The 25,711-nt window shown below is 61.0% G+C and carries 29 protein-coding genes; 17 read left to right on the forward strand and 12 right to left on the reverse strand.

The window, feature by feature from the left end; all coding sequences use genetic code 11:
* The first annotated feature begins 132 nt into the window (after positions 1-132).
* The 8 genes from moaA to ACP7B1_RS10800 all read left to right on the forward strand — a co-directional run bounded on the left by moaA (position 133) and on the right by ACP7B1_RS10800 (position 6,672).
* Positions 133-1,122 (forward strand): GTP 3',8-cyclase MoaA, encoded by a 990-nt coding sequence (gene moaA, locus ACP7B1_RS10765; RefSeq protein ID WP_403177704.1) that lies wholly within the window; start codon positions 133-135, stop codon positions 1,120-1,122.
* Between the two features lie 91 nt (positions 1,123-1,213).
* On the forward strand, positions 1,214-2,143 hold the full coding sequence (locus ACP7B1_RS10770; protein WP_346305434.1) for a DMT family transporter: 930 nt from the start codon (positions 1,214-1,216) through the stop codon (positions 2,141-2,143).
* A gap of 3 nt (positions 2,144-2,146) precedes the next feature.
* Entirely contained in the window at positions 2,147-2,794 is a 648-nt protein-coding gene (gene mobA, locus ACP7B1_RS10775) for a molybdenum cofactor guanylyltransferase MobA (protein ID WP_346305435.1), read from the forward strand.
* Positions 2,791-3,300: a molybdopterin-guanine dinucleotide biosynthesis protein B gene (gene mobB, locus ACP7B1_RS10780; RefSeq protein WP_223612902.1), complete on the forward strand. Its 510-nt coding sequence runs from the start codon at positions 2,791-2,793 to the stop codon at positions 3,298-3,300. The genes mobA and mobB overlap by 4 nt, the downstream gene beginning before the upstream one ends.
* A gap of 233 nt (positions 3,301-3,533) precedes the next feature.
* Entirely contained in the window at positions 3,534-4,325 is a 792-nt protein-coding gene (locus tag ACP7B1_RS10785; protein WP_223612901.1) for an ABC transporter substrate-binding protein, read from the forward strand.
* A gap of 156 nt (positions 4,326-4,481) precedes the next feature.
* Entirely contained in the window at positions 4,482-5,192 is a 711-nt protein-coding gene (locus ACP7B1_RS10790; protein WP_346305436.1) for an ABC transporter permease, read from the forward strand.
* Positions 5,189-6,025 carry an ABC transporter permease gene (locus ACP7B1_RS10795; RefSeq protein ID WP_346305437.1) on the forward strand — a complete coding sequence of 279 codons (837 nt, stop codon included), beginning with the start codon at positions 5,189-5,191 and terminating at the stop codon, positions 6,023-6,025. The genes ACP7B1_RS10790 and ACP7B1_RS10795 overlap by 4 nt, the downstream gene beginning before the upstream one ends.
* A 26-nt stretch (positions 6,026-6,051) precedes the next feature.
* On the forward strand, positions 6,052-6,672 hold the full coding sequence (locus ACP7B1_RS10800) for a glutathione S-transferase (protein ID WP_346305443.1): 621 nt from the start codon (positions 6,052-6,054) through the stop codon (positions 6,670-6,672).
* Between the two features lie 5 nt (positions 6,673-6,677).
* Here the strand turns inward: ACP7B1_RS10800 and ACP7B1_RS10805 are convergent, their stop codons facing one another.
* The gene (locus tag ACP7B1_RS10805) at positions 6,678-9,134 is read right to left on the reverse strand and encodes a penicillin acylase family protein (protein ID WP_346305438.1); all 2,457 of its coding nucleotides are present in this window, start codon (positions 9,132-9,134) and stop codon (positions 6,678-6,680) included.
* 61 nt (positions 9,135-9,195) lie between these two features.
* On the opposite strand from ACP7B1_RS10805, the gene ACP7B1_RS10810 reads away from it, so the two are divergent.
* On the forward strand, positions 9,196-10,065 hold the full coding sequence (locus tag ACP7B1_RS10810) for an NAD(P)-dependent oxidoreductase (protein ID WP_346305439.1): 870 nt from the start codon (positions 9,196-9,198) through the stop codon (positions 10,063-10,065).
* A gap of 51 nt (positions 10,066-10,116) precedes the next feature.
* On the opposite strand, the gene gap is transcribed toward ACP7B1_RS10810, so the two are convergent.
* The gene (gene gap / locus ACP7B1_RS10815) at positions 10,117-11,124 is read right to left on the reverse strand and encodes a type I glyceraldehyde-3-phosphate dehydrogenase (protein WP_346305440.1); all 1,008 of its coding nucleotides are present in this window, start codon (positions 11,122-11,124) and stop codon (positions 10,117-10,119) included.
* A 132-nt stretch (positions 11,125-11,256) separates the two neighbouring features.
* On the opposite strand from gap, the gene ACP7B1_RS10820 reads away from it, so the two are divergent.
* The gene (locus ACP7B1_RS10820) at positions 11,257-11,886 is read left to right on the forward strand and encodes a TetR/AcrR family transcriptional regulator (RefSeq protein WP_426136913.1); all 630 of its coding nucleotides are present in this window, start codon (positions 11,257-11,259) and stop codon (positions 11,884-11,886) included.
* A gap of 31 nt (positions 11,887-11,917) precedes the next feature.
* Here the strand turns inward: ACP7B1_RS10820 and ACP7B1_RS10825 are convergent, their stop codons facing one another.
* From ACP7B1_RS10825 to ACP7B1_RS10840, 4 genes are all read right to left on the reverse strand, one after another.
* The gene (locus tag ACP7B1_RS10825; protein ID WP_105732368.1) at positions 11,918-12,397 is read right to left on the reverse strand and encodes an Lrp/AsnC family transcriptional regulator; all 480 of its coding nucleotides are present in this window, start codon (positions 12,395-12,397) and stop codon (positions 11,918-11,920) included.
* A gap of 110 nt (positions 12,398-12,507) precedes the next feature.
* Positions 12,508-13,128, reverse strand: coding sequence for a uracil-DNA glycosylase family protein (locus ACP7B1_RS10830; protein WP_346305444.1), 621 nt, complete (start codon positions 13,126-13,128; stop codon positions 12,508-12,510).
* A gap of 10 nt (positions 13,129-13,138) precedes the next feature.
* Entirely contained in the window at positions 13,139-13,750 is a 612-nt protein-coding gene (locus ACP7B1_RS10835) for a glutathione S-transferase (protein ID WP_346305445.1), read from the reverse strand.
* On the reverse strand, positions 13,747-14,397 hold the full coding sequence (locus ACP7B1_RS10840; RefSeq protein ID WP_346305446.1) for a thermonuclease family protein: 651 nt from the start codon (positions 14,395-14,397) through the stop codon (positions 13,747-13,749). The genes ACP7B1_RS10835 and ACP7B1_RS10840 overlap by 4 nt, the downstream gene beginning before the upstream one ends.
* Positions 14,398-14,531: 134 nt before the next feature.
* Between ACP7B1_RS10840 and ACP7B1_RS10845 the strand changes: the two genes are divergently transcribed.
* Together ACP7B1_RS10845 and ACP7B1_RS10850 are read left to right on the forward strand one after the other, a co-directional pair.
* Positions 14,532-16,055 (forward strand): sensor histidine kinase, encoded by a 1,524-nt coding sequence (locus tag ACP7B1_RS10845; protein ID WP_346305447.1) that lies wholly within the window; start codon positions 14,532-14,534, stop codon positions 16,053-16,055.
* 90 nt (positions 16,056-16,145) lie between these two features.
* Entirely contained in the window at positions 16,146-16,592 is a 447-nt protein-coding gene (locus tag ACP7B1_RS10850) for a DoxX family protein (protein WP_223612889.1), read from the forward strand.
* Between the two features lie 55 nt (positions 16,593-16,647).
* Here the strand turns inward: ACP7B1_RS10850 and ACP7B1_RS10855 are convergent, their stop codons facing one another.
* Positions 16,648-17,001 carry a hypothetical protein gene (locus ACP7B1_RS10855; RefSeq protein WP_346305449.1) on the reverse strand — a complete coding sequence of 118 codons (354 nt, stop codon included), beginning with the start codon at positions 16,999-17,001 and terminating at the stop codon, positions 16,648-16,650.
* A gap of 99 nt (positions 17,002-17,100) precedes the next feature.
* Between ACP7B1_RS10855 and ACP7B1_RS10860 the strand changes: the two genes are divergently transcribed.
* On the forward strand, positions 17,101-17,535 hold the full coding sequence (locus tag ACP7B1_RS10860; protein WP_346305450.1) for a MarR family winged helix-turn-helix transcriptional regulator: 435 nt from the start codon (positions 17,101-17,103) through the stop codon (positions 17,533-17,535).
* 26 nt (positions 17,536-17,561) lie between these two features.
* Here the strand turns inward: ACP7B1_RS10860 and cobT are convergent, their stop codons facing one another.
* Complete coding sequence (gene cobT, locus ACP7B1_RS10865) at positions 17,562-18,581, reverse strand: nicotinate-nucleotide--dimethylbenzimidazole phosphoribosyltransferase (protein WP_403177711.1); 1,020 nt, start codon at positions 18,579-18,581, stop codon at positions 17,562-17,564.
* Between the two features lie 133 nt (positions 18,582-18,714).
* Here cobT and ACP7B1_RS10870 point away from each other — a divergent pair, with 133 nt between their 5' ends.
* From ACP7B1_RS10870 to ACP7B1_RS10880, 3 genes are read left to right on the forward strand one after another with little or no spacing between them, the layout of a single operon-like run.
* The gene (locus ACP7B1_RS10870; RefSeq protein ID WP_346305451.1) at positions 18,715-19,488 is read left to right on the forward strand and encodes an adenosylcobinamide-GDP ribazoletransferase; all 774 of its coding nucleotides are present in this window, start codon (positions 18,715-18,717) and stop codon (positions 19,486-19,488) included.
* Between the two features lie 18 nt (positions 19,489-19,506).
* Positions 19,507-19,740: a DUF1289 domain-containing protein gene (locus tag ACP7B1_RS10875; protein ID WP_346305452.1), complete on the forward strand. Its 234-nt coding sequence runs from the start codon at positions 19,507-19,509 to the stop codon at positions 19,738-19,740.
* On the forward strand, positions 19,740-20,444 hold the full coding sequence (locus tag ACP7B1_RS10880; RefSeq protein WP_346305453.1) for a TIGR02281 family clan AA aspartic protease: 705 nt from the start codon (positions 19,740-19,742) through the stop codon (positions 20,442-20,444). Before ACP7B1_RS10875 ends, ACP7B1_RS10880 begins: the two co-directional genes overlap by 1 nt.
* A 5-nt stretch (positions 20,445-20,449) precedes the next feature.
* Here the strand turns inward: ACP7B1_RS10880 and dusA are convergent, their stop codons facing one another.
* Entirely contained in the window at positions 20,450-21,460 is a 1,011-nt protein-coding gene (dusA, locus tag ACP7B1_RS10885; RefSeq protein ID WP_346305454.1) for a tRNA dihydrouridine(20/20a) synthase DusA, read from the reverse strand.
* Between the two features lie 309 nt (positions 21,461-21,769).
* Between dusA and ACP7B1_RS10890 the strand changes: the two genes are divergently transcribed.
* A complete protein-coding gene (locus ACP7B1_RS10890; protein ID WP_346305455.1) occupies positions 21,770-22,837 on the forward strand; it encodes a porin in 1,068 nt (355 codons plus the stop codon).
* 66 nt (positions 22,838-22,903) lie between these two features.
* On the opposite strand, the gene phnN is transcribed toward ACP7B1_RS10890, so the two are convergent.
* Genes phnN through ACP7B1_RS10905 form a run of 3 tightly spaced genes read right to left on the reverse strand, consistent with a single transcriptional unit; the run spans position 22,904 to position 25,379 of the window.
* A complete protein-coding gene (gene phnN / locus ACP7B1_RS10895) occupies positions 22,904-23,533 on the reverse strand; it encodes a phosphonate metabolism protein/1,5-bisphosphokinase (PRPP-forming) PhnN (RefSeq protein WP_426136935.1) in 630 nt (209 codons plus the stop codon).
* Positions 23,530-24,669: an alpha-D-ribose 1-methylphosphonate 5-triphosphate diphosphatase gene (locus ACP7B1_RS10900; RefSeq protein WP_346305457.1), complete on the reverse strand. Its 1,140-nt coding sequence runs from the start codon at positions 24,667-24,669 to the stop codon at positions 23,530-23,532. Before ACP7B1_RS10900 ends, phnN begins: the two co-directional genes overlap by 4 nt.
* Before the next feature lie 2 nt (positions 24,670-24,671).
* Entirely contained in the window at positions 24,672-25,379 is a 708-nt protein-coding gene (locus ACP7B1_RS10905; protein ID WP_346305458.1) for a DUF1045 domain-containing protein, read from the reverse strand.
* Between the last annotated feature and the right edge of the window lie 332 nt (positions 25,380-25,711).

A 25,711-nucleotide genomic window follows, 5' to 3' on the forward strand; every position in this document is an offset into this window, starting at 1 on the left:
CGCAAGTGAACAATCGTCCGCATGCGGAATCCTATAGAGACTGGACAAGCCGGGGCCGCCACCCTATCTCTTCTCAAGGAGGTTTGCTTGGACCACGTCGCATTGCTCGAGAAAACGGCTGTACAAACACCGATGGTTGATCCTTTCGGCAGGACGATCAGCTATTTGCGTGTGTCTGTCACCGACCGCTGCGACTTCCGCTGCACCTATTGCATGTCCGAGCACATGACCTTCCTGCCCAAGAAAGACCTTCTGACGCTGGAAGAACTGGACCGCCTGTGCACCGCCTTCATCGGAAAAGGCGTCAAAAAACTGCGGCTGACCGGCGGCGAACCGCTGGTGCGCAAGAACATCATGCATCTGATCGGTGAGCTGTCGCGCCATCTGCGCAGCGGTGCTCTCGAAGAATTGACCTTGACCACGAATGGCTCGCAGCTCGCCCGCCATGCGGCTGAGCTGGCCGAGCACGGCGTCAAACGCATCAATGTATCGCTCGATACGCTCAATCCGGAAAAATTCCACGCGATCACCCGCTGGGGCGATCTGGCGCGGGTGATGGAAGGTATCGACGCGGCGCAGGCTGCCGGCATCCGGGTCAAGCTGAATGCCGTTGCCCTCAAGGGGTTCAACGACCTGGAAATCCCGGAGATGATCCGCTGGGCCCATGGCCGCGACATGGACCTGACGCTGATCGAAACCATGCCGATGGGCGAAATCGATCTGGACCGGACCGATCAGTATCTGCCGCTGTCCATGGTCAGGGCCGACCTTGCCCGGCAATTCACGCTGGATGACATTCCATACAAGACCGGCGGCCCGGCACGTTACGCGCATATTCGCGAAACGGGCGGGCGCATCGGCTTCATCACGCCGATGACGCACAATTTCTGCGAGAGCTGCAACCGCGTTCGCCTGACCTGCACCGGCACACTCTATATGTGTCTTGGACAGGAAGACGCCGCTGACCTGCGCGCGCCGCTGCGCGCCTCGGAAGGCAATGACCTCTTGAACGAGGCGATCGACGAAGCCATCGGCCGCAAGCCGAAGGGGCATGATTTCATCATCGATCGCCGCCACAACCGCCCTGCGGTCTCGCGCCATATGAGCGTGACCGGCGGCTAGAGCATTTTCCAACATTCCGGATGCACGAAGCCTCGCCGCTTGATATATCAAACAGAGCGATTCCGGGGGAGAATCGCCTGCTCTCATTCGGATGAACGCCTTGGCGCTTACGCCCAATCTTCGCGGCAGCCTGTACATGGCCATCGGCATGGCTAGTTTCACCTTCAATGACGCGACAGTCAAACTGGTTGGCGCGCATATGAACATGGGCCAGGTGATGCTGGTGCGCGGCGTGATGGCGACCACGCTCATCCTGCTGCTCGCCTGGCGGCAGGGTATGCTGATACCGCTGCGCCACGCCTTGCACCGCATGACGATCCTGCGCGCCGTCGGCGAAGTCGTGGGAACCGTGAGTTTTCTCATCGCGCTTGTTCATGTTCCCCTCGCCCTCACCTCGGCCATTCTGCAGGCCCTGCCGCTGGCCGTCACGCTGGGCGCGGCGATGTTCCTCGGCGAACCCGTGGGATGGCGGCGCTGGATCGCCATCGCCGTCGGCTTCTGCGGTGTCCTCATCATTGTTCGCCCGGGTTACGAGGGCGTCAGCCCCTACGTCCTGCTGATCGCCGTAACCGTGATCTTTGCTGCGATGCGCGATCTCGCCACGCGGCGCGTGCCCAAAGCCATCCCGGTGCTGATGATATCCGCCCTGACATCGGCGGGCGTATCGCTGGCCGGCATCGGCCTGATCGGCCCGCTGGGCGGCTGGACGCCGATGACCTGGCTGAACACCGGCCTCCTGTTCTTCGCCTCCTGCTGCGTGATCGTCGCCTACCATTTCATCATTCTCGCCATGCGCGAGGGCGAAATTTCCTTCGTCGCACCGTTCCGCTACACAAGCCTCGTCTGGGCCATTCTTCTGGGTTTCCTGTTCTTCGGCGACCTGCCGGATTTTCCCATGATCATCGGCGCCATGATCGTTATTGGCAGCGGCCTCTATACGCTTTACCGTGAGCGGATTGTGGGACGGAGGCTGCCCGCCGCAACGGCTGTGGCGGCCGGTTCTTCGCCCGATGGAGTGTAAGCGGTGCGCATTGCAGGGATTATTCTGGCCGGCGGCCGCTCGAGCCGCATGGACGGGCACGACAAGGCGCTTTTGCCGTTCGGCACGGCGCGGCTGATCGATTTCATCGTCGCGCGCCTGTCACTTCAACTGGAAACCCTGGCCATCAACAGCAATGGCGATCCTGCGCCCCTCGCCGATCTGCGCCTGCCCGTTGTCGCCGACAGCGTCACGGGATTCGCCGGCCCGCTCGCCGGTATCGTTGCCGGCATGGAATGGGCCGCAGGCTGCGCGCTTCCCCTCACCCATATCCTGACCGTCGCCACGGACACGCCCTTCTTTCCGCATGATCTCGCCTCCAGACTTGGCGGGGCCATCGCCGATGCCCCGGATCACATCGCCGTCGCTGTCTCCGATGGGACATGGCACCCGGTGTTCGGGCTCTGGCCGGTTGCGATGAAGGAGGACCTGAAGCAATGGCTGCGCGATCCGGAGAACCGGCGGGTCCGCACCTGGATCGAAGATCACGCGCACCGCACGGTGGATTTTCCGCTGATGACGGCGCAATCAGGCGATTCATTCGATCCGTTCTTCAATATCAATCGCCCGGACGATCTCGGCCAGGCCCGGTCGATGATCGCAGAATCACGCGATTGGAAGACATGTTCATGACCCACCGCATCTTTGGCATCACAGGCTGGAAGAACTCGGGCAAAACAACCCTGACGGTCAAGCTCGTAACGGAACTGACGCGGCGCGGCTGGAAGATTTCAACCGTCAAACACGCCCATCATGATTTCGACATCGACAAGGAAGGCACGGATTCCTTCCGCCACCGCAAAGCGGGTGCCGGAGAAGTGGCCATTGTTTCCGACCGCCGCTGGGCGCTCATGCATGAACTGGCGGATGAGGCGGAACCGTCCCTCGAAGAGATTGTCGCGCGGCTTGCCCCATGCGATCTCGTTCTGGTCGAGGGCTACAAGCGCGAAGGCCACAAGAAGATCGAGACGCGGCGGCTGGAGGGACGCCCCGGCGGGAGCCTGGCGCAAAATGATCCCGGCATCGTCGCCATCGCCAGCGATTTTCCGGTGACGGACGAGCAGATTCCCGTCTTCGACCTGGATAACACGACAGGATTGGCCGACTTTATCGAGCATGAGATGGGGCTTGCCCGCTAGGCGGGTCAGGAAATGACGTTTCGCGCGGAAGCTGCGCAAGAAAAATATAATCCTCAAACAATTATGTGGTTTTGCCGTCCTGAATCGCCGCCCGGTAAAAGATTCCCGGTTGCTTTTATCAGAAAACTAGTGGGAATATCGCCGGTCAGGAGCAGCGAAAAAACTGCGACCTTGCCCGGAAGGCTGTCCAAAAGAACAGGGGAACAGCCGGGCCACAAAAGAGAGGTTGAATAATGCGTATCACCAAGCGTCTCGCACTCGGCGTTGCTGCCGTTGCCTTTGCATTGTCCATGGGAGCGGCCCATGCAGAGGACGCCCTGAAGCTGACCATCGCTTCAGAGGGAGCCTACCCGCCCTTCAACAACCTGACGCCGGACGGCAAGCTGGAAGGCTTTGACATCGATATCGGCAAGGCGCTTTGCGAAGAGATGAAGGCGCAGTGCACCTTCGTCACCCAGGATTGGGATGGCATGATTCCCGCCCTGCAGGCCGGCAAGTTCGATGCCATCATCGCATCCATGTCTATCACGGATGAACGCCTGAAGAAGGTCGATTTCTCCAAGAAGTACTACAACACGCCTCCGGGCATTGCCGTACCGAAGGATTCCAAGCTGAAGGACGTCACGCCGGAATCCCTGAAGGGCAAGACACTGGGCGTGCAGGCATCGACCAGCCACTCCAACTTTGCCGAAGCCAAATACAGCGGCGCCGACATCAAGATGTATCCGACCGCCGACGAATATAAGCTCGATCTGGCCAATGGCCGCATCGACGCTGCCATGGACGACTCCGTCGTTTTGGGTCAGTGGCTCGACAGCGATGCCGGCAAGTGCTGCAAGCTCCTTGGCACGATCACCCCGGATCCGGTCATCCATGGTCCGGGCGCTGGCGTCACTGTCAAGAAGGGCAACACGGCCCTGGCTGACAAGTTCTCCGCTGCCATCGCTGCGATCCGCAAGAACGGCAAATACAAGCAGATCAACGACAAGTACTTCAAGCTTGACGTTTATGGCGCCGAAAATTGATTTTAGCCTTGTGAATTGACCAAGGGGGATGGCGGATCTGTTCCGCCATCCCTTCCTGAACTCCATATTCGAACCTGAACTTTAAATTCAAAAATGACGGGCCGGCCCGAAAAATCGGGCACTGGGGAATGGCCTGCAAAAGAATGAAAGAAGCCTATGGGCTCAATTGCGTTATTGGGATTTGGTGAAGGCGGCTGGGGCCTGAGCATAGCAAGCGGCATTCTTGTGACTGTCACTCTTGCGCTTGCGACATTGCCCGTCGGACTGCTCATCGGATTTTTCGTCGCTCTCGGCAAACAGGCCGAAGAACCGTCCATCCGGCTTGCGGCCAATATGTACACCACGATCTTTCGTGGCTTGCCCGAGCTGCTCACCCTGTTTCTCGTCTATTTCGGCGCACAGATCGGCATCCAGAAGCTCGGCGTCCTGCTGGGTTTTTCCGGAACCATCGAAATCAACTCGTTTCTGGCCGGCATGTTCGCCATGGGCGCCGTGTTTTCGTCCTACGCCAGCGAGGTCTTTCTCTCCGCATTCCGCGCCATCCCGCGCGGCCAGTATGAGGGCGGCTATGCCATCGGCCTCTCCTACGGCCAGACAATGTGGAAAGTGGTCCTGCCGCAGCTGATCCGCGTCGCCCTGCCCGGCCTTTCCAATCTGTGGATGATCCTGCTCAAGGATACGGCGCTGGTGTCCGCGATCGGACTGGCGGATATCCTGCGCCAGACCGGCGTTGCGGCGCGCGTCACCAAACATGCCTTTCTGTTCTACGGTACGGCCTGCCTGATCTATCTGGTGCTCGCCATTCTCTCGTCCTTCGTGATTCATGCCATTGAACGGCGCACGACAGCCAGCGGAGTGCGGCGATGACCGAAAGCTTCCTCAATGCCCGCACAGCCGCGATAAGCCGCCCGCCCGCTCCGGCGAAACGCTGGACCAGGACGCGGATTATCGGCCATGTGCTCGTCGCGTTCTGGGCCGCCCTGATCATCGGGCTCCTGCTCGATCTCTATGCCGCCTGGGATATCGTTCTCATCCAGACCTATGGCCCGAAATACTGGCAGGGCCTGGTCACCACCCTGACGCTGGTATTCAGCTCCATTATTTTCGGGGCCATCCTGTCGGTCCCCGTGGCCTATGGCCGAATGACCAAGAACAAGATCGGCGCGGCGATCGCCTATGGCTACGTCTATTTCTTCCGCGGCACGCCGCTGATCGCCCAGGTCTTCCTGATGTATTACGGGGTCAGCGAGTTTCGCGGCTTCCTCGAAACAATCGGGCTGTGGTGGTTCTTCCGTGAAGCCTGGTATTGCGGCTTCCTGGCCTTCGCGCTCAATACGGCAGCCTATCAGGCGGAAATATTGCGGGGTGCCATCCAGAGCGTGTCGCTCGGGCAATGGGAAGGCGCGGCGTCCCTTGGCATCTCCAAATTCGTCACATTCCGCAAGGTCATCCTGCCCCAGGCGCTGATTGTTGCCCTGCGCCCCTACGGCAACGAGGTCATCCTGATGATCAAGGGGTCGGCCATCGTCGCCCTGATCACCGTCTACGATCTCATGGGCTACACCAAACTCGCCTATTCACGGACTTTCGATTTCCAGGCCTATCTCTGGGCCGCTATCATCTATCTGCTGCTGGTGGAAATACTGCGTCACATCTGGGACTGGATGGAACGCCGCATCACCCGGCATCTGATACGCTGATTCAACTGACTGAAAAGAAACAAATGATGCTGAAAATCTGGGGCCGCGGCAACTCGACCAATGTCAAGAAGGCACTTTGGGCGGCCGAAGAACTGTCCATTCCCTATGAAAATATTCCCGCTGGCGGTGCTTATGGCATCGTTGCCAGCCCGGAATATCGCGCCATCAACCCCAACAGCCGCGTGCCCGCCATTGAAGACGACGGCTTCGCACTCTGGGAGAGCAACACGATCGTGCGCTATCTCGCGGCGAAATACGGCAAGTCGACCTTGCATATCGAAGATGCCGCGGCGCGTGCCAGCGCGGAAAAATGGATGGATTGGGCCACGTCAAGCATCGCCATCCCCTTCCGCGACGTGTTCTGGAACACGGTGCGCCTCGCACCGGACCAGCAGGATCACGCCGCCAGGGACAAGGGTCTGGCGGAATGCAGCGCGATGTTTGCCATTGCCGATGCGACGCTGGCCTCCCAGCCCTATCTCTCCGGTGCAGACTTCGGTGTCGGCGACATCCCGCTTGGCTGTTTTGCCTATGCGTGGTTCGAGATGCCGATCAAGCGCCCCGATCATGCGCATCTGCTCGCATGGTATGAACGCCTCAAGAGCCGCCCGGCCTACCGGAAGGCCGTGATGACGCCGCTCACCTGACGGACTTACTGCGGCTTCAACCGCCAGATCCCCAGCAAGCCGTCCTGATAGGCCTTTTCGTCCGTCGGGATGGTAATTCCCTGCGTATCGGCCCATTTCTGCGCGAAATCGCGATAATTGGCTGAGAACACATTGCCGGACTGGCCGGTCGTCTGGATATAGGTCGACCGGTTGAGATCGGCCAGATCGAACAGGCCGCGATAGCTGCTGCCGTGCGTGGCACGGTACGGATTGCTTTCATCCGTGAGCTGCGATTTTGCCCGGTCGAGCGTGAAAGCGCCGCCGGAGGCCGGCACATCCACATTGAAGATGCGGTCGAGCGGGCTGACCTGCGCGAACGGCCGGTGCGCCCCATAGGCATAATGCAGCGCGCCCCAGTTCCATTTCGAACGGTCCGCCCCGAGGCGGCCATCGAGATCCTTCAGGGCATCGGCCAGCGCCAGGGCAAGCACGTCGCTGCAGCTTTCCTTCTCCGGCGTCCGCCCGTCGTCACACCAGTCGCGCGCCGGATTGGGTCCGAGCCAGCGCAGCATCGCCGACACCCGGACCTGCCAGTAGGTTGGGAACGCCTCGCCGAGATCATCCTCGACAATCCGTTTGGTGGCCGCGCGCAGCCAGGCATTGAACAGCAAGGGCTCGATGCGGTTGCGGTCTTCCACATAATCCCATTGGCTCAATTGCTTGAACGCGGCCTGATCGATGTCCTTTCGTCCTTCGATCAGCTTGAGCATCACCGGCCCCAGCACCGCATAGGCGTTGGAATAGGCATCGCCCTGCGCCTTGCGGTTGCTCTCCATCGATTGCCGGTCCGCGCCATAGATCAGTGCCTTGATCCGGTCGAACCGCCATGTCTCGTCCCAGTCGAATGTCAGGAAATGCGGATAGGCTGCATCCACCATCTTGGTATTGGCCGTGCCGATGACATTTTCCGGAGGGTTATAGCTGCGGGGCAGCTCCTCATAGGGAATGGTGCCTTTCCAGTCATAGGTCGCATCCCAGCCCGGCGACGGCGCACGCCCCATGATCCGGTTGGCCGGATCGCGGACCGGCACCCTGCCCGGTGCGATCAGCCCGATATTGCCGTCGACATCGGCAATCACAATCGATTGCATCGGCGTGACGAAATCGCGCATCCCGTTCTGGAAATCCGCCACACTGGCAAAATCCCAGAGTTTCAGGCCAGCCGATATGGTTCTGTCGTCATCGGCAAGTGCGGTCCATGCCAGCGCTGCAACCGTGTTGTCAGGCAGATAATGATCAAGACCACGATAGTCCGCAGGCAGTACCGGCCCGTGCCGCGTGACCAGCCGGTCGAAGGTCACGTCACTGCCGCCCTTGACCTTGATCGTGACAGGCTGCTTGCGGAACGGCGCAAAGCCCTCCGGCGTCTGATATTCATTCCGATTGGCCGGATTGATCCGTTCGACAAAAATATCCTGAACGTCGGAGCCGGTATTGGTGAAACCCCAGGCAATGCGATCATTGCGCCCGAGCAGCACCAAAGGCACGCCTGGAAGCGTCACGCCGACGAGATTCTTGCTGCTGCCATCGGCGTTCTTCACTTCCAGATGCGCCAGATACCAGACGGCAGGCGCCGTCAGCCCGAGGTGCGGATCGTTCTCCAGGATGGGCTTGCCCGTTTCGGTTTTCGCCCCGCCCACCACCCAGTTGTTCGATGCGCCGGTCGACATGACGGCATTGAGCGCGGCAAACCGCTGTTCAGCTTGCAAAGCGCCGGTCCTGATCGGCCCGCTTGGTAAGCCCAGAAGCTGCTTCAGGTCCGGCAGCGGCGGCGGTGCGTCATCGGCCACGGGCGGCAGGAGATCGGTGATTTCCGCGTCCGTCATTCCCAGCCGGGCAAATTTGAGACGCAACACTTCCTGATCGATATTGGCGGCCAAAGTCACGGACATCATCTTCAGCGTCACGATCACATCGGCCGCCGTCCATTCATCCGGCTTGTAGCCGAGGACGACAAATTCAGGCGAATATTTCGATGCGAAGGAGCGGCCCTTGCTGTTGATGAAGGCGTTGATGCCGCGCACATAGGCATCGATGCGCTTGCGATCCGCCGGATCGAGCGAAGCGGCCGACGCGACGGCGGATTCATAGACACCGAGCGACCGCAAAAACCGGTCCGTGGAAACCGTCTTGTCGCCGAACATTTCTGACAGGCGCCCCTGCCCGGCCATGCGGGTGACCTCCATCTGCCACAGGCGTTCCTGCGCGTGGACAAAGCCGAGAGCGGTCAGAACGTCCTCGACATTGCTGCCGACGATATGCGGCACCGCGTTCTTGTCCCGCGTCACCGTGACGGGCGCCGCAAGGTCCGTCAGCACCATCTCGCCGGTGGCCGGGGCCACCGAGCGGGCCAGCCAGACGTAACCGGCGCCTCCTGCGATCAGAGCGAGCGGAATGAGGGAAAAAACAATCCACAATAGGCCTTTGATGATCCGCCGCATTGTCCTAACCTCTCCCGCAATCCTTCGAACACATAGCCTATCTGACAGAGGAAATTACGGAATGGCAACAGTCACATTTATCGGTCTTGGTGTAATGGGTTACCCGATGGCGGGTCACCTGAAGACTCGTGGGGGCCATGACGTCACCGTCTTCAACCGCAATGGCGAAAAGGCCAAGAAGTGGGCTGATGAGTTTCACGGCAAGCATGCACCGACCCCCGGAGAAGCCGCTGCGGATAAGGATTTTGTCTTCTGCTGCGTCGGAAACGATGACGATCTGCGGGCTGTCACCACAGGCGAGAAGGGTGCTTTTCATACGATGAAGAAGGGCGCGATTTTCGTCGATCACACCACCGCATCGGCGGAAGTGGCGCGTGAACTCGATGCGGAGGCGCGCAAGCGCGGCTTCCATTTTCTCGATGCGCCGGTCTCGGGCGGCCAGGCCGGTGCCGAAAACGGCGTGCTGACCGTCATGGTCGGCGGCGAATCGGAAGCCTTCGACCGGGCAAAGCCGGTCATCGAATCCTTTGCCAGAATGGTCGGCCTCATGGGCCCCGCCGGTGCGGGCCAACTCACCAAGATGATCAACCAGATCTGCATTGCCGGTCTGGTGCAGGGGCTGGCCGAAGGCATTCACTTCGGCAAGAAGGCCGGCCTTGATATCGAGAAGGTCATCGAGGTCATTTCCAAGGGCGCAGCAGGATCGTGGCAGATGGAAAACCGCCACAAGACCATGAACGCCGGAAAATACGATTTCGGCTTTGCCGTCGACTGGATGCGCAAGGATCTGGGCATCTGCCTCGACGAAGCCGACCGCAACGGCGCACAGTTGCCCGTTACGGCATTGGTCGACCAGTTCTACAAGCAGGTGCAGACCATGGGCGGGAACCGCTGGGATACGTCATCCCTGCTGGCACGGCTGGAGAAATAGCCCGGCCGGGGCATCGGCCTGAGACGATCAGGCCGATGTCCCAGCAAACGCCTACCGGGCGCGCGAAATGTGCGCCACCAGGTCAAGGCAACGGCAGGCATAGCCCCATTCGTTGTCGTACCAGGCAACAAGCTTGGTCAACCCGCCTTCAATCTGCATGCCGGCGAGCGCGTCGAAGATCGATGAATGCGGATTGCCGCGCATGTCGGTCGAGACGACGGGTTCGTCGCAATAGGCAAGGATGCCGGCCATCGCGTTCGCCGCCTGCGTGCGGATCATCGCGCAGATGTCCTTGTAGGACACGTTTTCCCTGAGACGGCATGTGAGATCGATCATCGATACGTCAGAGACCGGCACGCGCACCGCCATGCCGTTGATCCGTCCGTTCAATTCAGGCACCACCTTGCCGACCATGCGCGCCGCGCCGGTCGTCGCCGGGATGATGTTCTCGAGGATACCGCGCCCGAAACGCCAGTCCTTGCGTGCCACGCCGTCGACCGTGTTCTGGCTCGACGTTGTGGCGTGAACCGTCAGCATCAGTGCTTCTTCGAGGCCGAAAGCGTCGTTCACCGCCTTGGCGAGCGGCGCGACACAATTGGTCGTGCACGAGGCGTTCGAGACAATGCTCTGGCCGGCATAGCCGGTCGCGTTGACGCCCATGACGAAGACCGGCGTGTCGTCCTCCGGCGGCGCCGAGAGCAGAACCTTGCCGGCGCCGCCGGAAAGATGTCCTTCCGCCGCAGCCTGCGTCAGGAAGCGGCCGGTCGCCTCGATAACCACATCGACACCCGCCTCGCCCCATCCGATTGTGCCCGGCTCCCGTTCGCTGAAGGCCCTGACCCTGCGGTCATTGATATCGAGCGCGCCGTCTGCGGCGCTTATGCTGCCCCGGAAACCGCCATGCACGCTGTCATATTTGAGGAGATAAGCGAGATGATCGGTTGGCAGCAGATCGTTGATCGCCACGATCTCGACGTCGTTGCGCGCCATCGCGGCCCGTAGAACCGTCCGGCCAATGCGGCCGAACCCGTTGATGCCGATACGGATTTTGTCAGTCATCGATTGTCCCTTTTGTCCAGGCGGAGAAATGGCGCGCCTCTTCTTCGAGAGGGATTGCTTTCCGTGCCGCTGAATTTTAGACTACTTCGCATAAAAATTTTTGCAACGAATTTATTGCGATACGGTACAAAAATGAAAGAGCAATCCGCCCGCGGCCGTCCGCGCCAATACGATGCCAAGGCTGCGCTCGGTGCCGCACTCCTCGAATTCCGGCGTCGCGGCTACACCGCCACATCGCTCGACCACCTGTCGGAGGCGACGAAAATGGCACGGCCGAGCCTTTATGCCGCCTTTGGCAACAAGCGCGCGATCTACCTGCAGGCCGTCGCCCATTACGCCGAGGACAGTGCCGAGCGCTGGAACCGCGCCCTCTTCGGCGAACCCTCGCTGGCAAAGGCGCTCAATGACTATTTTTTGATGATTGTTGCCATCTATTCGGAAGGGGATGACCGCCCGCTCGGCTGCCCCGTGCTCAGCGTCATCACCGGCGAGGCGACAGCCGACCCATTGATCGGCGCCGAACTGTTTGCCGCTCTCGGACGCACGGACGCGCGCTTCCGCGAGCGGATCGCGGCGGCGCGCGATGACGCCCAACTGCCGCCCGCGACCGACATCGATGCGGTCGCCGACTTGCTTGCCGCCCTGCAGCACAGCCTTGCGCAGCGCGCCCGCGCCGGGACGGCCCGGGCCGACCTTGAGCGCATCGCGCGCAACAGCATTGCGCTGATCCTCAAGGCCGCAGGCGCGACCACCGCGCCGTAGGCACCATGGCGGGTCTATGCGCCTGAGGCGATCAGGCCGATTCCTTTTCGATGCTCATGTAATCGAGCGGCAGTTCCGTCGTGTACTTGATCTGCTCCATGGCGAAGGCCGAGGACACGTCTCGAATGTCGATCTTGGCGATCAGGCGCTTGTACACGGCATCATAGGCGGCAATATCAGGCACGACGACCCGCAAGAGATAATCGACATCGCCGCTCATGCGGTAGAACTCGACCACTTCGGGAAATTCCTGCACCACTTCGGAAAAACGCTTCAGCCATTCATTGTTGTGCGCCCCGGTGCGGATCGACACGAACACCGTGACACGCGTATTGACACGGACAGGATCAAGGATGGCAACGCGGCGCTGGATCACGCCATCCTCTTCCAGTTTCTGGATACGGCGCCAGCACGGCGTCGTCGACAACCCTACCTTCTTGGCGACATCAGCCACCGCAAGCGTTGCATCCTCCTGCAGGAGGCGAAGAATTTTTCGGTCGAGTCTGTCCATGATCTCTTGTCCCTTTGGAATGGGATACTTTATGGTCCGTAATTCCCCCACCGTACAAGAAAAATATTCTAAACTTTATAAATCTGAAAAAAATTTCATCCGTAAACCGGTCAAATTAGAATCCTGACCTTCTGCCGGAGCACAGGGAGAACGTTCTGCTCGAACCATGGATTTCGGCGCAGCCAGCCGCTGTTGCGCCAGGACGGGTGCGGCAGGGGCAGAATCGAGGGTCCGGACGCCGCATCGAAATAATCCCGCCAGTGAAAGACCGTATCGGTCATGCTGGCACGGCGGCGCTTTCCCAGATGGTAGGCCTGCGCATACTGGCCGATTGTCAGGATAAGCTCGACTTGGCGCATGGCGGCGAAAACCTGATCGTGCCAGATGTGACGGCACTCCTTGCGCGGCGGCAGATCGCCGCCATGCGCATCATAGCCGGGGAAACAGAATCCCATCGGCACGATGGCAAATTTGTCCGGATCGTAAAATGCTGTGCGATCAACCCCGAGCCAGTCGCGCAACCTATCGCCCGAAGGATCGTTGAACGGCAGGCCACTGTTGTGAACGCGGATACCGGGCGCCTGCCCGCAGATGACGATGCGCGCGGTCTGCGACAGCACGCAGACCGGATTGGGCTCATGCGGCAAAGGCGGCAGATAATGCGGCGCATCCCGGCACAGGCGGCATGCCTTGATCTGCGCGGCCAGGACCTCAAGCGCCGGGGCTGGCATGGTCAGCGCCTCATGCCTTGGCACTCGGGCGGCTTGCAACGGCATCGTACCAGCGCTTCACATGCGTGACATGGCCGGGCATCTCGATCCGGGCAGGCTTGAAGAAGTCGATGGCCACAAGCCCGGTAATATCGGCGATGGAATAGTCGTCGCCCGCGATGAAGGCGTTGGTTGCAAGCTGCGCGTCGAGAATATCCAGGAATGCCACGGCCTTTGGCTTGTTTGCCTCGCCCCATGCGGGAATTTGCGGCACCTCCCATTCGATCATCGCCGGGTGGATATGACGGAAGGCGGCGGCGACGCTGGCAAACAGGTGCAGTTCCACCCGCCGCTGCCACATTTCCACCAGCGCCTTGCCAACCGCACCCCGGCCGAACAGGGCAGGTTCGGGATAGATTTCCTCGAAATAGCGCGAGATCGCCACGGACTCGGTGATAACAGTGCCGTCATTGAGTTCAAGCACGGGCAGGCGCTGCATGGGATTGAGCGCGGTCACTTCGGCCGAGCGATGCCCCATCGCGCCCATGTCGACAGGCACGAGCGGCACTTCGACACCCTTCTCCGCCAAAAATATGCGCACGCGCCGCGGGTTTGGCGCCCGTCCTCCATCATATAGCTTCACCAGATCTCTCCCAATTTCTCACGCACCCAGTCATAGACGCCATTGACGATATCGGCCAGCCGGTTCCGCGCCTCGGGCGGTGCTTCGATGTCCTGCTGGTGCATTTTCCGCCAATCCTGCGGCCTGTCGAAAGAACTTTTCCACAGACCCTTTCGTTCCGTCCGCGCCTGCATTTCCGCGTCGCGGTAGTCGCCATAGGCGACGGCCTGCCCGGTCTCGACCATGGCGCGGTTGAGATCAGCATCGCCCGCAAAACAGGTGCCGAGATCGCGCTTGTACTTGTCCCGCCCGCTTGTCTCGCAGCGGATGGGCCGGCCACCGATCAGCCTGACCAGCGCCTGCCGCGCCTCTTGCCCGCAGGCATAGCCGCCCTGCCCTTCGCCGCAACGCTGGGCGAGTTCCGGCGCATCGATCCCCTTGAGGCGGACATGCTGCCCCGTCACGACCACCGTATCGCCATCGATGACATAGGCCTTGCCCGTTATCTCCCGCACCTCGCGCGGCACCGACAACCGCGCCGCCAGCAGCGCAACCAGAGCGAAGAACACCAGCATCAGCAGATAGTCGGCCAGTTTCCTGGCGAGCGAACGCGGCGCCGCCGCAGGACGCCGCCAGCGCCGGCGATAACGGCCAAACCGCCCGTTCATTGCGACGTACCATCCATGCCGGTTGATTCTCCCCACCGATTGGCCAGATTTGAAAGTCTTTTAATCATTTATGAATAGGCTTGCGATGCAATGCTGCCGGAGTGCAGACAAAACGGCGATCTGGAACGGGGCGCATGGCATTACTCGACGCAATCAGTGCAGACAAAAACATTGTTGACCGGCGAAAACTGCCGCGCAACAAGGATTTGTCCGTTGTGGTTCGCCGCGCCCGCGACCGTCTGATGGAACATGCCGGCATCAGGCACTTCGAACGCGAACTGCTGTTCATGCACACCCGCGCGCTGATCGTCAACGCGGCAATGCTGCCGCTGTTCATCGCCCTGATCGCCGTGGCCGGCGTCCTCGCCGGATTTGGCCGGGACATGGTCGTCTGGGCCGGCATCACGATCGGCCTCTATATGGTGCTCGGCCTTCTCGCCCGCCGCCTGGAAAAAATCGGCATCACCAACGAACAGGTCAAGAACTGGCAGATCATCTATCTCGGCGGCCATTTTCTCACCAGCATGGGATGGGCGTATTTTTCCTTTCTGAGCTGTGCCACCTGCGGCATCAGCCTGTTTCCGGTCATTCAGGCGGTTGTCCTGATCCTGGCCATGGCGATTACCGCCATCATCTGTTCGGCCCTGCGCGCGGCCATCCTCGCGGCATTCACCGTGCCGGTCATCACCTACACGATCCTCGCCACCAGCCATCTGCAGAGCCCGATACAGGCGACGATGGTCGTCATGCTGTTTGCGGGGCTGGCCTTCTTCTATCTCGTGGCGACACGGCTCAACCGCTCGGTATCCGTCTCCCTTGCCCTGCAGGCGGAGAAGGATGCCCTGATCGCCGAGCTGGAAACGGCCAACGCCATGTCCGACGAAGGCCGCCGCCGCGCCGAGGAAGCCAATCTTGCCAAATCCCGTTTTCTCGCCTCCATGAGCCACGAACTGCGCACGCCGCTCAACGCCATCCTCGGCTTTTCCGAAGTCATGGCCAAGGAAGTGCTCGGGCCGATACAGAACGCCACCTATCGCGAATATGCCGGGGATATCCATACCTCCGGCGTCCACCTGCTCAACCTCATCAACGAGATCCTCGATCTGAGCCGGATCGAAGCCGGGCGCTACTCCATCAACGAGGAGCCGCTGCTCCTGACCGACATCGCCGAAGAATGCATCCACATGATGGATCTGAAGGCCCGCAACAAGGGGATACGGCTGCTGCCCCAGTTCGAAACCGGCATGTGGCCGATGCAGGCCGACGAGCGCTCCATACGGCAGATCGTCCTCAACCTTTTGGCCAATGCGGTGAAATTCACCCCGCAGAACGGCCGCATCGACATCAAGGTCGGCTGGACGGCGGGCGGCGGGCAGTATGTCTCGGTGCGCGACAATGGCCCGGGCATCCCGCCGGAGGAAATCCCGGTGGTCCTGTCCGCCTTCGGTCAGGGCTCCATCGCCATCAAGAACGCCGAACAGGGCACAGGCCTTGGCCTGCCCATCGTGCAGGCCCTCGTGCACATGCATGACGGCGAGTTCCACCTCTTCTCCAAATTGCGCGAAGGCACGGAAGCGCTTGCGGTTTTCCCGCGTGCGCGGGTCCTGCAAAACATGGATTCCGCCACGAAATCCGCCGCCGCCAAAAAAGTTGCCTAGAACACTCAGGTTCAATTTATTGTCATTTGCGCGTTATGCGGCACCCCGCCATTGCTGGCCCATTGCAACAGGTTCATATGGGGAAGCTTCATGAACGCAAATGGAAACAACCGTCCTCTGATCATTCCGGCCCTTGGCGGCATCTACACCGGCCTCGCACAATTTTCGGAAACGCTGCTGCGCGTCATTGCCGGCGGTGCACTTGTCGTGCACGGCTCGGGCAAGATCGCCAATCCGTTCGGCGCCGTCGAAATGGTCGAGGGTCTGGGCTTTTATCCCGGCGTGTTCTGGTCGCCGCTGCTGGCGGCAACGGAGTTTTTCGGCGGCATCCTGCTGGCGCTCGGCTTCCTGACGCGCCCTGCGGCCTTTGCCACCACCATCGTGCTGGCCGTGACAATCTATTTCCACTGGATCGCGCAGGGTCAGGGCTGGGCGGGTTCGGAAAAATCCATCCTGTGGGCGGCGATCCTGTTCTTCTTTGTCATCCGCGGCGCCAGCAATCATTCGGTCGACGCAAAAATCGGCAAGGAATTCTAGCCAGCAGTGCACCGCCGGCATGCGCCCCGCGTGCCGGCGGTATCACTCCGTCCGCTCAGGCGGCAAATCGGGCAATCACCATGCAGACGGCGGTGACCGCCAGCAGACCGGCTGCGATGCGGTGGGATATCTCCGGTTTTTTCCGCAACGCACCCTGCACCCCCGCTGCGGCGATGGCGGTGAGGATGCCGATCCCGAGAACCGTCTCGGAGCCTGACAGCCAGCTGCCGTGGTAAAGCCCCATCAGCGTGGCACCGCTCAAAAAGGCCACGGTCGCCGCCCCCATTTGCGGCCGGAAGAACTGCTGGCTTCCCGCACCGCCCGTACGGGCAAGCGTAAACGTCGATCCCGCCCAAAAGATTGATGACAGGACGTGAATGGCGAGCAAAATCATCAGAAAGACTGGCATGATGAACCTCCCTGTTGGCGTATTGACGCGAATTGGTATGTTGATCGATACGATCGAATAATACATAGATATCTAACCGTTCGATGTCAAAGGAATATGATGGAACCCGTACACCCACCCATCGGATTGCTGCTCGCACGCTCGGCCAAAGCTGTCAGCCGTGCCTTCGATGATGCCCTGGCCGCCGAAGGCGGCTCCGTATCGGTCTGGCTCATCCTGCTGGCGCTGATGCGCGGCGGCCACCGGATACAATCGGAACTGGCCGATGAGGTGGGCATCCAGGGCCCGACCCTGACGCATCACTTGAATGGCATGGAGGATGCAGGTCTTTTGCTGCGCAAAAGGGAACCGGACAACCGGCGTATCCACCGGATCGAGCTGACCGATGGCGGGCGCGCAATGTTTCATCGCCTGCGGCGTGTCGCCATGGCCTACGACGCGCGATTGCGCTCCGGCTTTACGGAAGCGGAGCTGGACATGGTGCGGGATTTGCTGGAGCGGCTGGCCGGCAACGCCAATCCAGCCCCCGGATGATTGGCCGGGGGCTGCTGCGCAAAATCTCAGTCCCGGTTGCTGACGCCTGCCTGGTCGAATGTCGCCATGCCGCTGTGGCAGAGCGCTGCCGCCTTGACGATACCGGCGGCGAGCGCCGCACCTGTGCCCTCGCCCAGCCGCATGCCAAGGTCAAGCAATGGCTTCTTGCCCAGCTTTTCCAGAACCTTGCGGTGGCCGGGTTCTGCCGAGACATGGCCGAACAGGCAATGATCGATGGCTTCCGGGTTGGCCGCATGCAGGATCGCGGCGGCCGAGGTGGCGACATAGCCGTCGATGATGACGGGAATGCGTTCAACGCGGGTCGCCAGGATGGCGCCCGCCATCGCCGCGATCTCGCGCCCGCCCAGACGGCGCAATACTTCCAACGGATCTTTCAGGTGTGAGCCATGCAGCGCCACCGCCGTGCGCACTGCATCGGCCTTGCGCTTCATGCCGTCACTGGTCGCGCCCGTGCCGGGTCCGACCCATTCCTCCGCCGTTCCGCCATAGAGGGCGTGGAAAATCGCCGCCGCAATGGTGGTGTTGCCGATACCCATTTCGCCGATGCACAGAAGGTCCGTACCACCCGCGATGGATTCCATGCCGAAAGCCATGGTGGCGGCGCAGGTCTTTTCGTCCATGGCCGCTTCTTCGGTGATATCGGCGGTGGGATATTCCAGCGCCAGATCGAAGATTTTCAGGCCGAGATCATTGGCGATGCAGATCTGGTTGATCGCCGCGCCGCCCGCCGCGAAATTTTCCACCATCTGCGCCGTCACCGATGACGGATAGGGCGAAACACCCTTGGCGGTGACGCCGTGATTACCGGCGAAAACCGCGACCAGCGGCCGCGTCACCTGCGGACGCGAGCGGCCTGTCCAGGCGGCCAGCCACTCGACGATCTCTTCCATGCGGCCGAGCGCGCCCGGCGGCTTCGTCAGGGTCGAATCGCGCTTGCGCACGGCGGCGACAGCGGCCTCGTCCGGTCCGGGCAGAGTTTCGATGAGAGTGCGGAAATCGTCAAATGGCAGGCCAGTGGTCATGATGTTCCTTGAACCAAGTCTTCATGGCAAATTATCGATGCACGTCCTATAAGCTTTGGCAGACAAAACGCAAAGGCCATCGGGCGGCATTGAATGTCGCGCCCCGGCCGCCGGCTTTGCTGAACGGGAACAGGTCATGGAACTGCTGAAGGAAACGATGCGCGCGCTGGCCTTTCTGTCGCGCTGGCCGGTATCGCCGCAATGGTTCGAGGATTATCAGGGCTCGCTGCACGACACGGTGCGCGGCTTTCCGCTCGCAGGTATCCTGATCGCCGTGCCCGCCGCGGTGGTCATCCTTGTCGGACACACCCTCGACCTGCCGGAATTCGTGACCGCGCTGCTGCTGGTCACCACCTCGATCATTGTCACCGGCGCCCTGCACGAGGATGGCCTTGCCGACGCTGCCGACGGCTTCTACGGCGGGAAAACCAGCGCGCGGCGGCTTGAGATCATGAAGGATTCGGCTATCGGCTCCTACGGAACGCTGGCGCTGATCCTCTCCGTGCTGCTGCGCATTGCGTTCTACATGGACATTCTCAGCGATCTCAGCCCCATTGCCTCCATCGCCGTTCTCGTGGCGACGGAGGCGGCAAGCCGGGCCATCCTGGTTAAATTCTGGCAGATGCTCCCCTCCGCCCGCTCCGGCGGCGTTGCCGACAGCGCGGGTACGCCGACGGAAGACGCCGCCAATTTCAGCCTGATCATCGGCGCGGTCATCCTCGTGATCGGCTATGGCGCAGCCGGGGGACCTTTTGCCGTGATCGTACCCGCCTGTCTCGCTGGATTGGTGTTTTATGGCTTTGCAGCCCTCTGCCGCGACAAAATCGGCGGGCAGACCGGCGATACTTTGGGGGCCATGCAGCAACTGGCAACGATTTCGCTTTTGCTCGGGCTTGTGATTGCGGTCTAACTGTACCAAATCTGGGATATGAGCACCATCGAGTCACCCTGCATCCTCGTCTGCGCCATCGATATGAAGACCGGCTATTGCTTCGGCTGCGGGCGCACGCGCGAGGAAATCGGTGCCTGGCTGACGATGACGCCGGACAATCGCCGGACGATCATGGCTGGCCTTGCCGCCCGTCTCGACGTCATCGAACGCCGCCCGCGCCGCGAAACCCGGCGCACCCGCATGGCCCGCGAGAAGGAACAGGAGATCTGATGCCCCGCCTGTTCTGGATCATCATCGCCCTCATCGCCGGAACAACCCTCCTCCTCATCGCCAACAATGGCAGCGGCACGACGCTGGGTCTGGCCAATGACCAGTTCGCCCGCCTTGCCTATATGAGCATCTGGGGCATCGTGATTGCGGCAGGCCTGCTCGGCTCCGGCATCCCGCTCAGCCACTTCCTGCGCAACATGGCCATGTGGCTGGTTATTCTGATGGCCCTGGTTGCCGGTTACCAGTATCGCTATGAACTGCAGGACATCGGCCACCGCGTCACGGCGGGGCTCGTTCCCGGCAGCCCGATTTCCGCAAGGGATGGCGATGGCGGCGTGACAGTGACGCTGGCCAAGGCGGAAAACGGTCATTTCGAGGTCAAGGGCTCGGTCAACAATGCCTCGATCGGCTTCATGGTCGATACCGGCGCATCCTCCATCGTGCTCTCCTATGACGATGCGCGGCGGGCGGGCCTCAATCCGGACAAGCTGGCCTACAGGACGCCGATCATGACGGCGAACGGCGCAGCCACTGCCGCGATCGTGATGCTGGACGAAATCAGGATCGGCGCCATCCTCCGGCGCAATATCCGTGCCATGGTCGCGCAGGAGGGCCGCATGGACGGCAGCCTGCTCGGCATGAATTTCCTCAACACCCTCAGCGGTTTTTCCGTGCGCGGCGATCGCCTGATCCTGTCGGATTAGACGCTTCAGGCGGCCTGGTCGGCCGATCCGGCCTGCACGGCTTCATAGGCACGGCGGATGACGCTGCTGTCCGCATCCGGCCTGTTGGCTTCAGTCGACAGGATCTGGCGCCAGCGCCGCGCACCGGCTGCACCGTGGAACATGCCGACCATGTGGCGGGCTATATGCGAGACGCGCCCGCCCTGCCGCACATGCTCATCCGCATAGGCGCACATATGGTCGATGATCGCATCGACCGATGCGGCCGGACGGGCATCGCCATAGATCGCCTTGTCCACATCGGCGAGCAACATGGGATTGTTGTAGGCGGCACGGCCGAGCATGACACCATCCACATGATTCAAATGCTGAAGCGCTTCATCGAGCGTCTGAATACCGCCATTGATCCCGATGAATTGACTCGGGTTTTGCCGCTTGAGCCGGTAGACACGGTCGTAGTCCAAGGGCGGAATATCGCGGTTTTCCTTCGGTGACAGCCCCTTGAGCCAGGCTTTGCGCGCATGCACCCACAGGGCATCGGCCCCGGCCGCGAACACGCCGCCAGCGAGATCGTCAAGCGCCGGTTCGATATCCTGATCATCGACGCCGATCCGGCATTTGACCGTGACGGGGATGGACACTGACTGCTTCATCGCAACGACGCAGTCGGCCACCAGATCCGGCGTTTTCATCAGGCAGGCACCAAACGTGCCGGACTGCACGCGGTCCGACGGGCAGCCGACATTCAGGTTGATCTCGCGGTAACCGAAGGTTTCCCCCACTCGCGCCGCTTCGGCGAGCTTGGCCGGATCGGAGCCCCCGAGCTGCAAGGCAACGGGGTGTTCAGCGCTGGAAAAACCCAGGAGCCGTTCGCGGTTGCCGTGGATAGCCGCATCCGCCACGATCATTTCCGTGTACAGCAAGGCATGGCGCGTGAACTGGCGGTGCAGCGCCCGACAATGGCGATCGGTCCAATCGATCATCGGCGCAACCGCAAAGCGGTTATGCGTGTAGCCATTGTTCTGTTCAGCCGTCATTGCCACGTCCGGATGCTTTCGATTGGTGTTGGCGCGTTTGCGCAATGCGCGATCGGCAATGTGACGGTCAAACGGCCGAATTCTCCCGGCCTTCGCCACAGATTGCGCCGCTCCTCATAATGCGCGGCGGCCGTTTTGTCCACCGGAGCATGACTTTCGCGCCGCAATGGCCCGGCCTGATAGGGTACATTCAGTAGCGTGATAAAACCGCAACAAAGTCTACCGAACCGCCGGTTCGGCATTTTTCAGTTTTACACCGTCATAAAAACCGGCCTAAAACAGATTCATCGATTTGCATGGAGGCTCCCGATGAACATCAAAGCTATTCTTCTTGGCTCGGCGGCGGCGTTGGTTGCCGTTACTGGCGCCCGCGCAGCGGATGCTATCGTGGTGGCGCAGCCAGAACCGGTTGAGTATGTTCGCGTCTGCGATGCTTACGGCAAGGGCTTCTTCTATATCCCCGGTACTGAAACCTGCCTGAAGATCGGCGGGTATGTGCGCTACGATGTCGGCGCGGGTGACAATGTCTACAGCGGCGGCGAATTCGGCACCTGGAACAAGCATCTGCGCACGGAAATCCGCTTCGATGCCCGCTCGGAAACCGAACTCGGCACGTTGCGTTCCTACATCCAGACCCGTTTCGAATACACCAATGGCGTGAACAGCGGCGGCACCATTCCGCAGGCCTTCATTGAGCTCGGCGGCTTCCGCATCGGTGTTGCCGACGAAATCTTCGGCTCATGGACCAATTATGCCGGCAACATCATCAATGACGATGTGATCAACTACAACAGCTGGGCAAGCAATCAGGTCAGCTATACCTACGCCGCGGGCAATGGCTTCTCGGCCATCATTGCCGCCGAACAGGGTTCGACCAATGACGGCTATTCCGGCTATGTCATCGACAGCTACCTGCCGCACATGATGGGCGGTGTGAAGTTCGAGCAGGGTTGGGGCGGCGTCAGTGCAATCGGCGGTTATGACTCCAACGTCGAAGAATTCGCCGGAAAGTTGCGCTTCGACCTGAAGTTCACCGATGCGTTCTCGGCCTTCGTCATGGGCGGCTATCAGTCCGGCTACGACACCACCCGCGTCAACCGCAACTTCCTCGCGCCATGGCACGGCGAGTGGGCTGCCTGGGGCGGACTGGCCGCCAAGGTTTCCGACAAGGCAACCATCAACGGTCTCGTCGGCTATGAATCGGAAGGCACCGTGGCTGCGGCTTTGAACGTTGCTTACGAGCTCGTCCCCGGCTTCACCATCACGCCGGAAGTGAACTACACCAAGTTTGACGGCGACCGGAAGGACACCTCGCTTGCCAATGGCGGCAACGATGATGCCTTCGGCGGCACGATCCGCTTCCAGCGCAATTTCTAAGGCGATCGAAGAGTAAACAAAACCGGGGGCTTGCCCCCGGTTTTTGCATATTCGGATAAGGCTCGTTCATATCTGCTCGGAAACGGCGGCAAATGCCGAGGATTTCCTGAGAACAGCGACAAACGCGCTGCCCGCGACGGCAACCTCGCCCGAATTGTCGATCATCACGGCATCGGAGGGATCGCACGGGTTTGGCGCAGCCCGCATCAGGCGGCGCTTGATTTCCTCGGCATCCTCGCGGCCGCGCGCGGCCAGACGCTGCGCCAGGACCTCGGGCGACGCGGTAATGTGCACGACGATGAAATTAGCATAGGACTGGCGCAACGCCGGCAGGACACCGCGCGACACATTGGCAATGGCCACCGCGCCCTGCTCAACCTGCTGGTCCACCGAGACGGGCAAGCCGTAGCGCAAACCGTGGGCTTCCCAGCAATGGCAGAACGCCCCTGCCCGCTGCGCGGCCAGAAACTCTTCCTCACCCAGGCTGTCATGGTCTTCCGCATCGACCGTCGATGGCCGTGTCACCACCCGGCGCACGAAATGGAAATCCGGCTGGCCGCGCAATGCGTCGCGGGCAAAATCCATGATCGTGTCTTTGCCCGCCCCGCTCGGGCCGACAACGGCGACAAACACACCGTTGCGCAACGGCGCCGATGCCGGATTGAGCGCGCGTTCGATCGTTGCCGCTGCCATCAGACCACCCGGCGGCCTTCGCGCCACACCGTGCGGACGACCGGAATGTGCTCGTCAACCCGGACCCGCACCAGATCGGCGCGCTTGCCGACTTCAATGACACCGCGGTCGTCGAAACCGACCGCCTCGGCCGGGTTCTTGGTCACCAGCCGCACCGCATCCGGCAGGGTGATCCCCTCGACCACGTCGCTCAGGAAGAATGTCGACTGGATCAGGCTGAACGGAATGTAGTCGGAGGACAGGATGTCGAGGTGGCCATGTTCGACCAGCTCACGCGCCGAAACATTGCCGGAATGCGAACCGCCGCGAACGACGTTCGGCGCGCCCATCAGCACGGCAAGACCGGCCTGCTTCGAGGCCGCCGCCGCTTCCAGCGTCGTCGGGAATTCCGCCACGTGGATGCCCTGCTCCACCGCTTCATCCACATGGGCTATCGTCGCGTCGTCATGGCTGGCCAGCACGATGCCGCGCTCGCGGCACAGATCGGAAATGGCTTTCCGGTGCGGTGCGGAATGGCGGGCCGATTCCTCCATGCGCTGTTCGCAGAACACGTTGAATTCGAGGTCGGACAGCTTCAGCTTGCGCTGGTAGTAATAGGCATAGGTTTCGAGGTCGACGAACTGACGCTGGCCCGGCGCATGATCCATCAGCGAGGCCAGCCGCACCCGGCTGTCATTGTCGAAGTAATGGAACCCGTCGAGGCAGTCGGCGACCGACACTTCGCAGCGCAGATGGAAATAGTGATCCGCGCGCAGGCGATCCTGCTGCACGCTGTCTTCAATCGCGTCGGCCAGCTTGCGGATTTCCCCGGCGGACATGTCCGCATCGCGGTCGAGGCCGATGCGCAGCGCATCGAGCACCGTGGTGATACCGGATGAGGCAATCTGTGCATCATGCGCAAGCACGGCTGCAATCGGGTTCCAGCGCACACGCGGACGCGGCGCATAGTGGCCTTCCAGATGGTCCGTGTGCAGTTCGACAAGCCCCGGAATGAGATAGTCGCCGCCAAAATCCTCGCCGCCCGATGCTGTCCCGGTTGAAATATCGGCAATCTTGCCGTCACGGATCAGGACGGACCCCTTGATGACGTCATCTTCGAGAACGATTTGCGCGTTGTTCAGGATCAATTCGGCGGACATGATCAGGCAGTCTTTCTACGGTTGGTTCCGGCCAGCGGATGCAGCGAGTGAATTTCAAAGGGGAAGCCCGGCTCGGCTTCCGTAAACAAAGCGAGATTGTTGATTTCGACTGGCTCTTCGAGGACTGGTTCCAGGAATTCACTCAAAATACGTTCGATTTTGGGCCGGTCACGCTCGGGAACCGGTCCCGTCAGGGTCATATGGAAGCGGAAATCCTCGAAAACATAGGGATAGCCCCATTGTTCCAGATTGCGGCGCTGGGCCGGCGACAGTTTTTCCGGGTTGCGGCGCTTGATCTCCGCTTCGCTCGGCGGCGCGCGGAAACGGTCGAAGGCCACGGTCACGTCATTGGCCAGCTGGTTCAGCCTGTCCACCGGTTCCTCCGGCACGAGGGCGAAAAAGCCGTCAAGATTGGCGATCGTCAGCTTGGGAATTTCGACGGGTTCGATGGAGGAGGCAAAATGCATGAGGGCCGAGAGAAGCTCGCGCTCTTCGATCCCGTCAGCCAGATGGAACGGCGCCTTCAGCGTCGCGTGGAAACCGTAGCGGCGCGCCGACTCGGTCAGCTGGGCAAAATCCTCGTGCGCCAGATCGCGGATCTGCGGCGGCCGCACCGGCTGGCCGGTGAAGGCGTTGCGGCCGAGCCAGTTTGCCGCCACTTTCAATAGCGGGTCGGCCGATGGCGGCGTGAAATAGATTGCATAGCGCATGGATGATTCCTCTGGAACAGTCTCGCGTTACGCTTCAAATATGACAAGCCTTTGAACGTCGAGATTTAGAGCAAGTTTTATTTATTCGGAGCCATTCTGTCGGAGGGAATTTGGTTCAAGATCGAGGGGTTTGGCGAGACCGATGTCTGTCCATCGGGCGAAGCCGAAACCCGATGGAATTGGGCCAAATTCACCCGGCCCTTCGGGTTTCCGGCTGGCGGCCACCCACTTTGTCAGGCAGCTTCGTCCGATGGGTAAACATCGGCCTCGCTGCCTTCCGCGTGGGTTGTCTCGCCATCCGAGAAACAGAATTGGCTCCGCATAAACAAAAT

The sequence above is a fragment of the Phyllobacterium sp. SL163 genome (assembly GCF_049896885.1).
Lineage (GTDB): Bacteria > Pseudomonadota > Alphaproteobacteria > Rhizobiales > Rhizobiaceae > Phyllobacterium > Phyllobacterium calauticae.

Bases quoted from the DNA above. Each gene is read 5' to 3' on its own strand.
- moaA (WP_403177704.1), top strand. From the start codon at position 133: ATGGTTGATCCTTTCGGCAGGACGATCAGCTATTTGCGTGTGTCTGTC.
- ACP7B1_RS10770 (WP_346305434.1), top strand. From the start codon at position 1,214: ATGAACGCCTTGGCGCTTACGCCCAATCTTCGCGGCAGCCTGTACATG.
- mobB (WP_223612902.1), top strand. From the start codon at position 2,791: ATGACCCACCGCATCTTTGGCATCACAGGCTGGAAGAACTCGGGCAAA.
- ACP7B1_RS10785 (WP_223612901.1), top strand. From the start codon at position 3,534: ATGCGTATCACCAAGCGTCTCGCACTCGGCGTTGCTGCCGTTGCCTTT.
- ACP7B1_RS10790 (WP_346305436.1), top strand. From the start codon at position 4,482: ATGGGCTCAATTGCGTTATTGGGATTTGGTGAAGGCGGCTGGGGCCTG.
- ACP7B1_RS10795 (WP_346305437.1), top strand. From the start codon at position 5,189: ATGACCGAAAGCTTCCTCAATGCCCGCACAGCCGCGATAAGCCGCCCG.
- ACP7B1_RS10800 (WP_346305443.1), top strand. From the start codon at position 6,052: ATGCTGAAAATCTGGGGCCGCGGCAACTCGACCAATGTCAAGAAGGCA.
- ACP7B1_RS10805 (WP_346305438.1), bottom strand. From the start codon at position 9,134: ATGCGGCGGATCATCAAAGGCCTATTGTGGATTGTTTTTTCCCTCATT.
- ACP7B1_RS10810 (WP_346305439.1), top strand. From the start codon at position 9,196: ATGGCAACAGTCACATTTATCGGTCTTGGTGTAATGGGTTACCCGATG.
- gap (WP_346305440.1), bottom strand. From the start codon at position 11,124: ATGACTGACAAAATCCGTATCGGCATCAACGGGTTCGGCCGCATTGGC.
- ACP7B1_RS10820 (WP_426136913.1), top strand. From the start codon at position 11,257: ATGAAAGAGCAATCCGCCCGCGGCCGTCCGCGCCAATACGATGCCAAG.
- ACP7B1_RS10825 (WP_105732368.1), bottom strand. From the start codon at position 12,397: ATGGACAGACTCGACCGAAAAATTCTTCGCCTCCTGCAGGAGGATGCA.
- ACP7B1_RS10830 (WP_346305444.1), bottom strand. From the start codon at position 13,128: ATGCCAGCCCCGGCGCTTGAGGTCCTGGCCGCGCAGATCAAGGCATGC.
- ACP7B1_RS10840 (WP_346305446.1), bottom strand. From the start codon at position 14,397: ATGAACGGGCGGTTTGGCCGTTATCGCCGGCGCTGGCGGCGTCCTGCG.
- ACP7B1_RS10845 (WP_346305447.1), top strand. From the start codon at position 14,532: ATGGCATTACTCGACGCAATCAGTGCAGACAAAAACATTGTTGACCGG.
- ACP7B1_RS10850 (WP_223612889.1), top strand. From the start codon at position 16,146: ATGAACGCAAATGGAAACAACCGTCCTCTGATCATTCCGGCCCTTGGC.
- ACP7B1_RS10855 (WP_346305449.1), bottom strand. From the start codon at position 17,001: ATGCCAGTCTTTCTGATGATTTTGCTCGCCATTCACGTCCTGTCATCA.
- ACP7B1_RS10860 (WP_346305450.1), top strand. From the start codon at position 17,101: ATGGAACCCGTACACCCACCCATCGGATTGCTGCTCGCACGCTCGGCC.
- ACP7B1_RS10870 (WP_346305451.1), top strand. From the start codon at position 18,715: ATGGAACTGCTGAAGGAAACGATGCGCGCGCTGGCCTTTCTGTCGCGC.
- ACP7B1_RS10875 (WP_346305452.1), top strand. From the start codon at position 19,507: ATGAGCACCATCGAGTCACCCTGCATCCTCGTCTGCGCCATCGATATG.
- ACP7B1_RS10880 (WP_346305453.1), top strand. From the start codon at position 19,740: ATGCCCCGCCTGTTCTGGATCATCATCGCCCTCATCGCCGGAACAACC.
- dusA (WP_346305454.1), bottom strand. From the start codon at position 21,460: ATGACGGCTGAACAGAACAATGGCTACACGCATAACCGCTTTGCGGTT.
- ACP7B1_RS10890 (WP_346305455.1), top strand. From the start codon at position 21,770: ATGAACATCAAAGCTATTCTTCTTGGCTCGGCGGCGGCGTTGGTTGCC.
- ACP7B1_RS10900 (WP_346305457.1), bottom strand. From the start codon at position 24,669: ATGTCCGCCGAATTGATCCTGAACAACGCGCAAATCGTTCTCGAAGAT.
- ACP7B1_RS10905 (WP_346305458.1), bottom strand. From the start codon at position 25,379: ATGCGCTATGCAATCTATTTCACGCCGCCATCGGCCGACCCGCTATTG.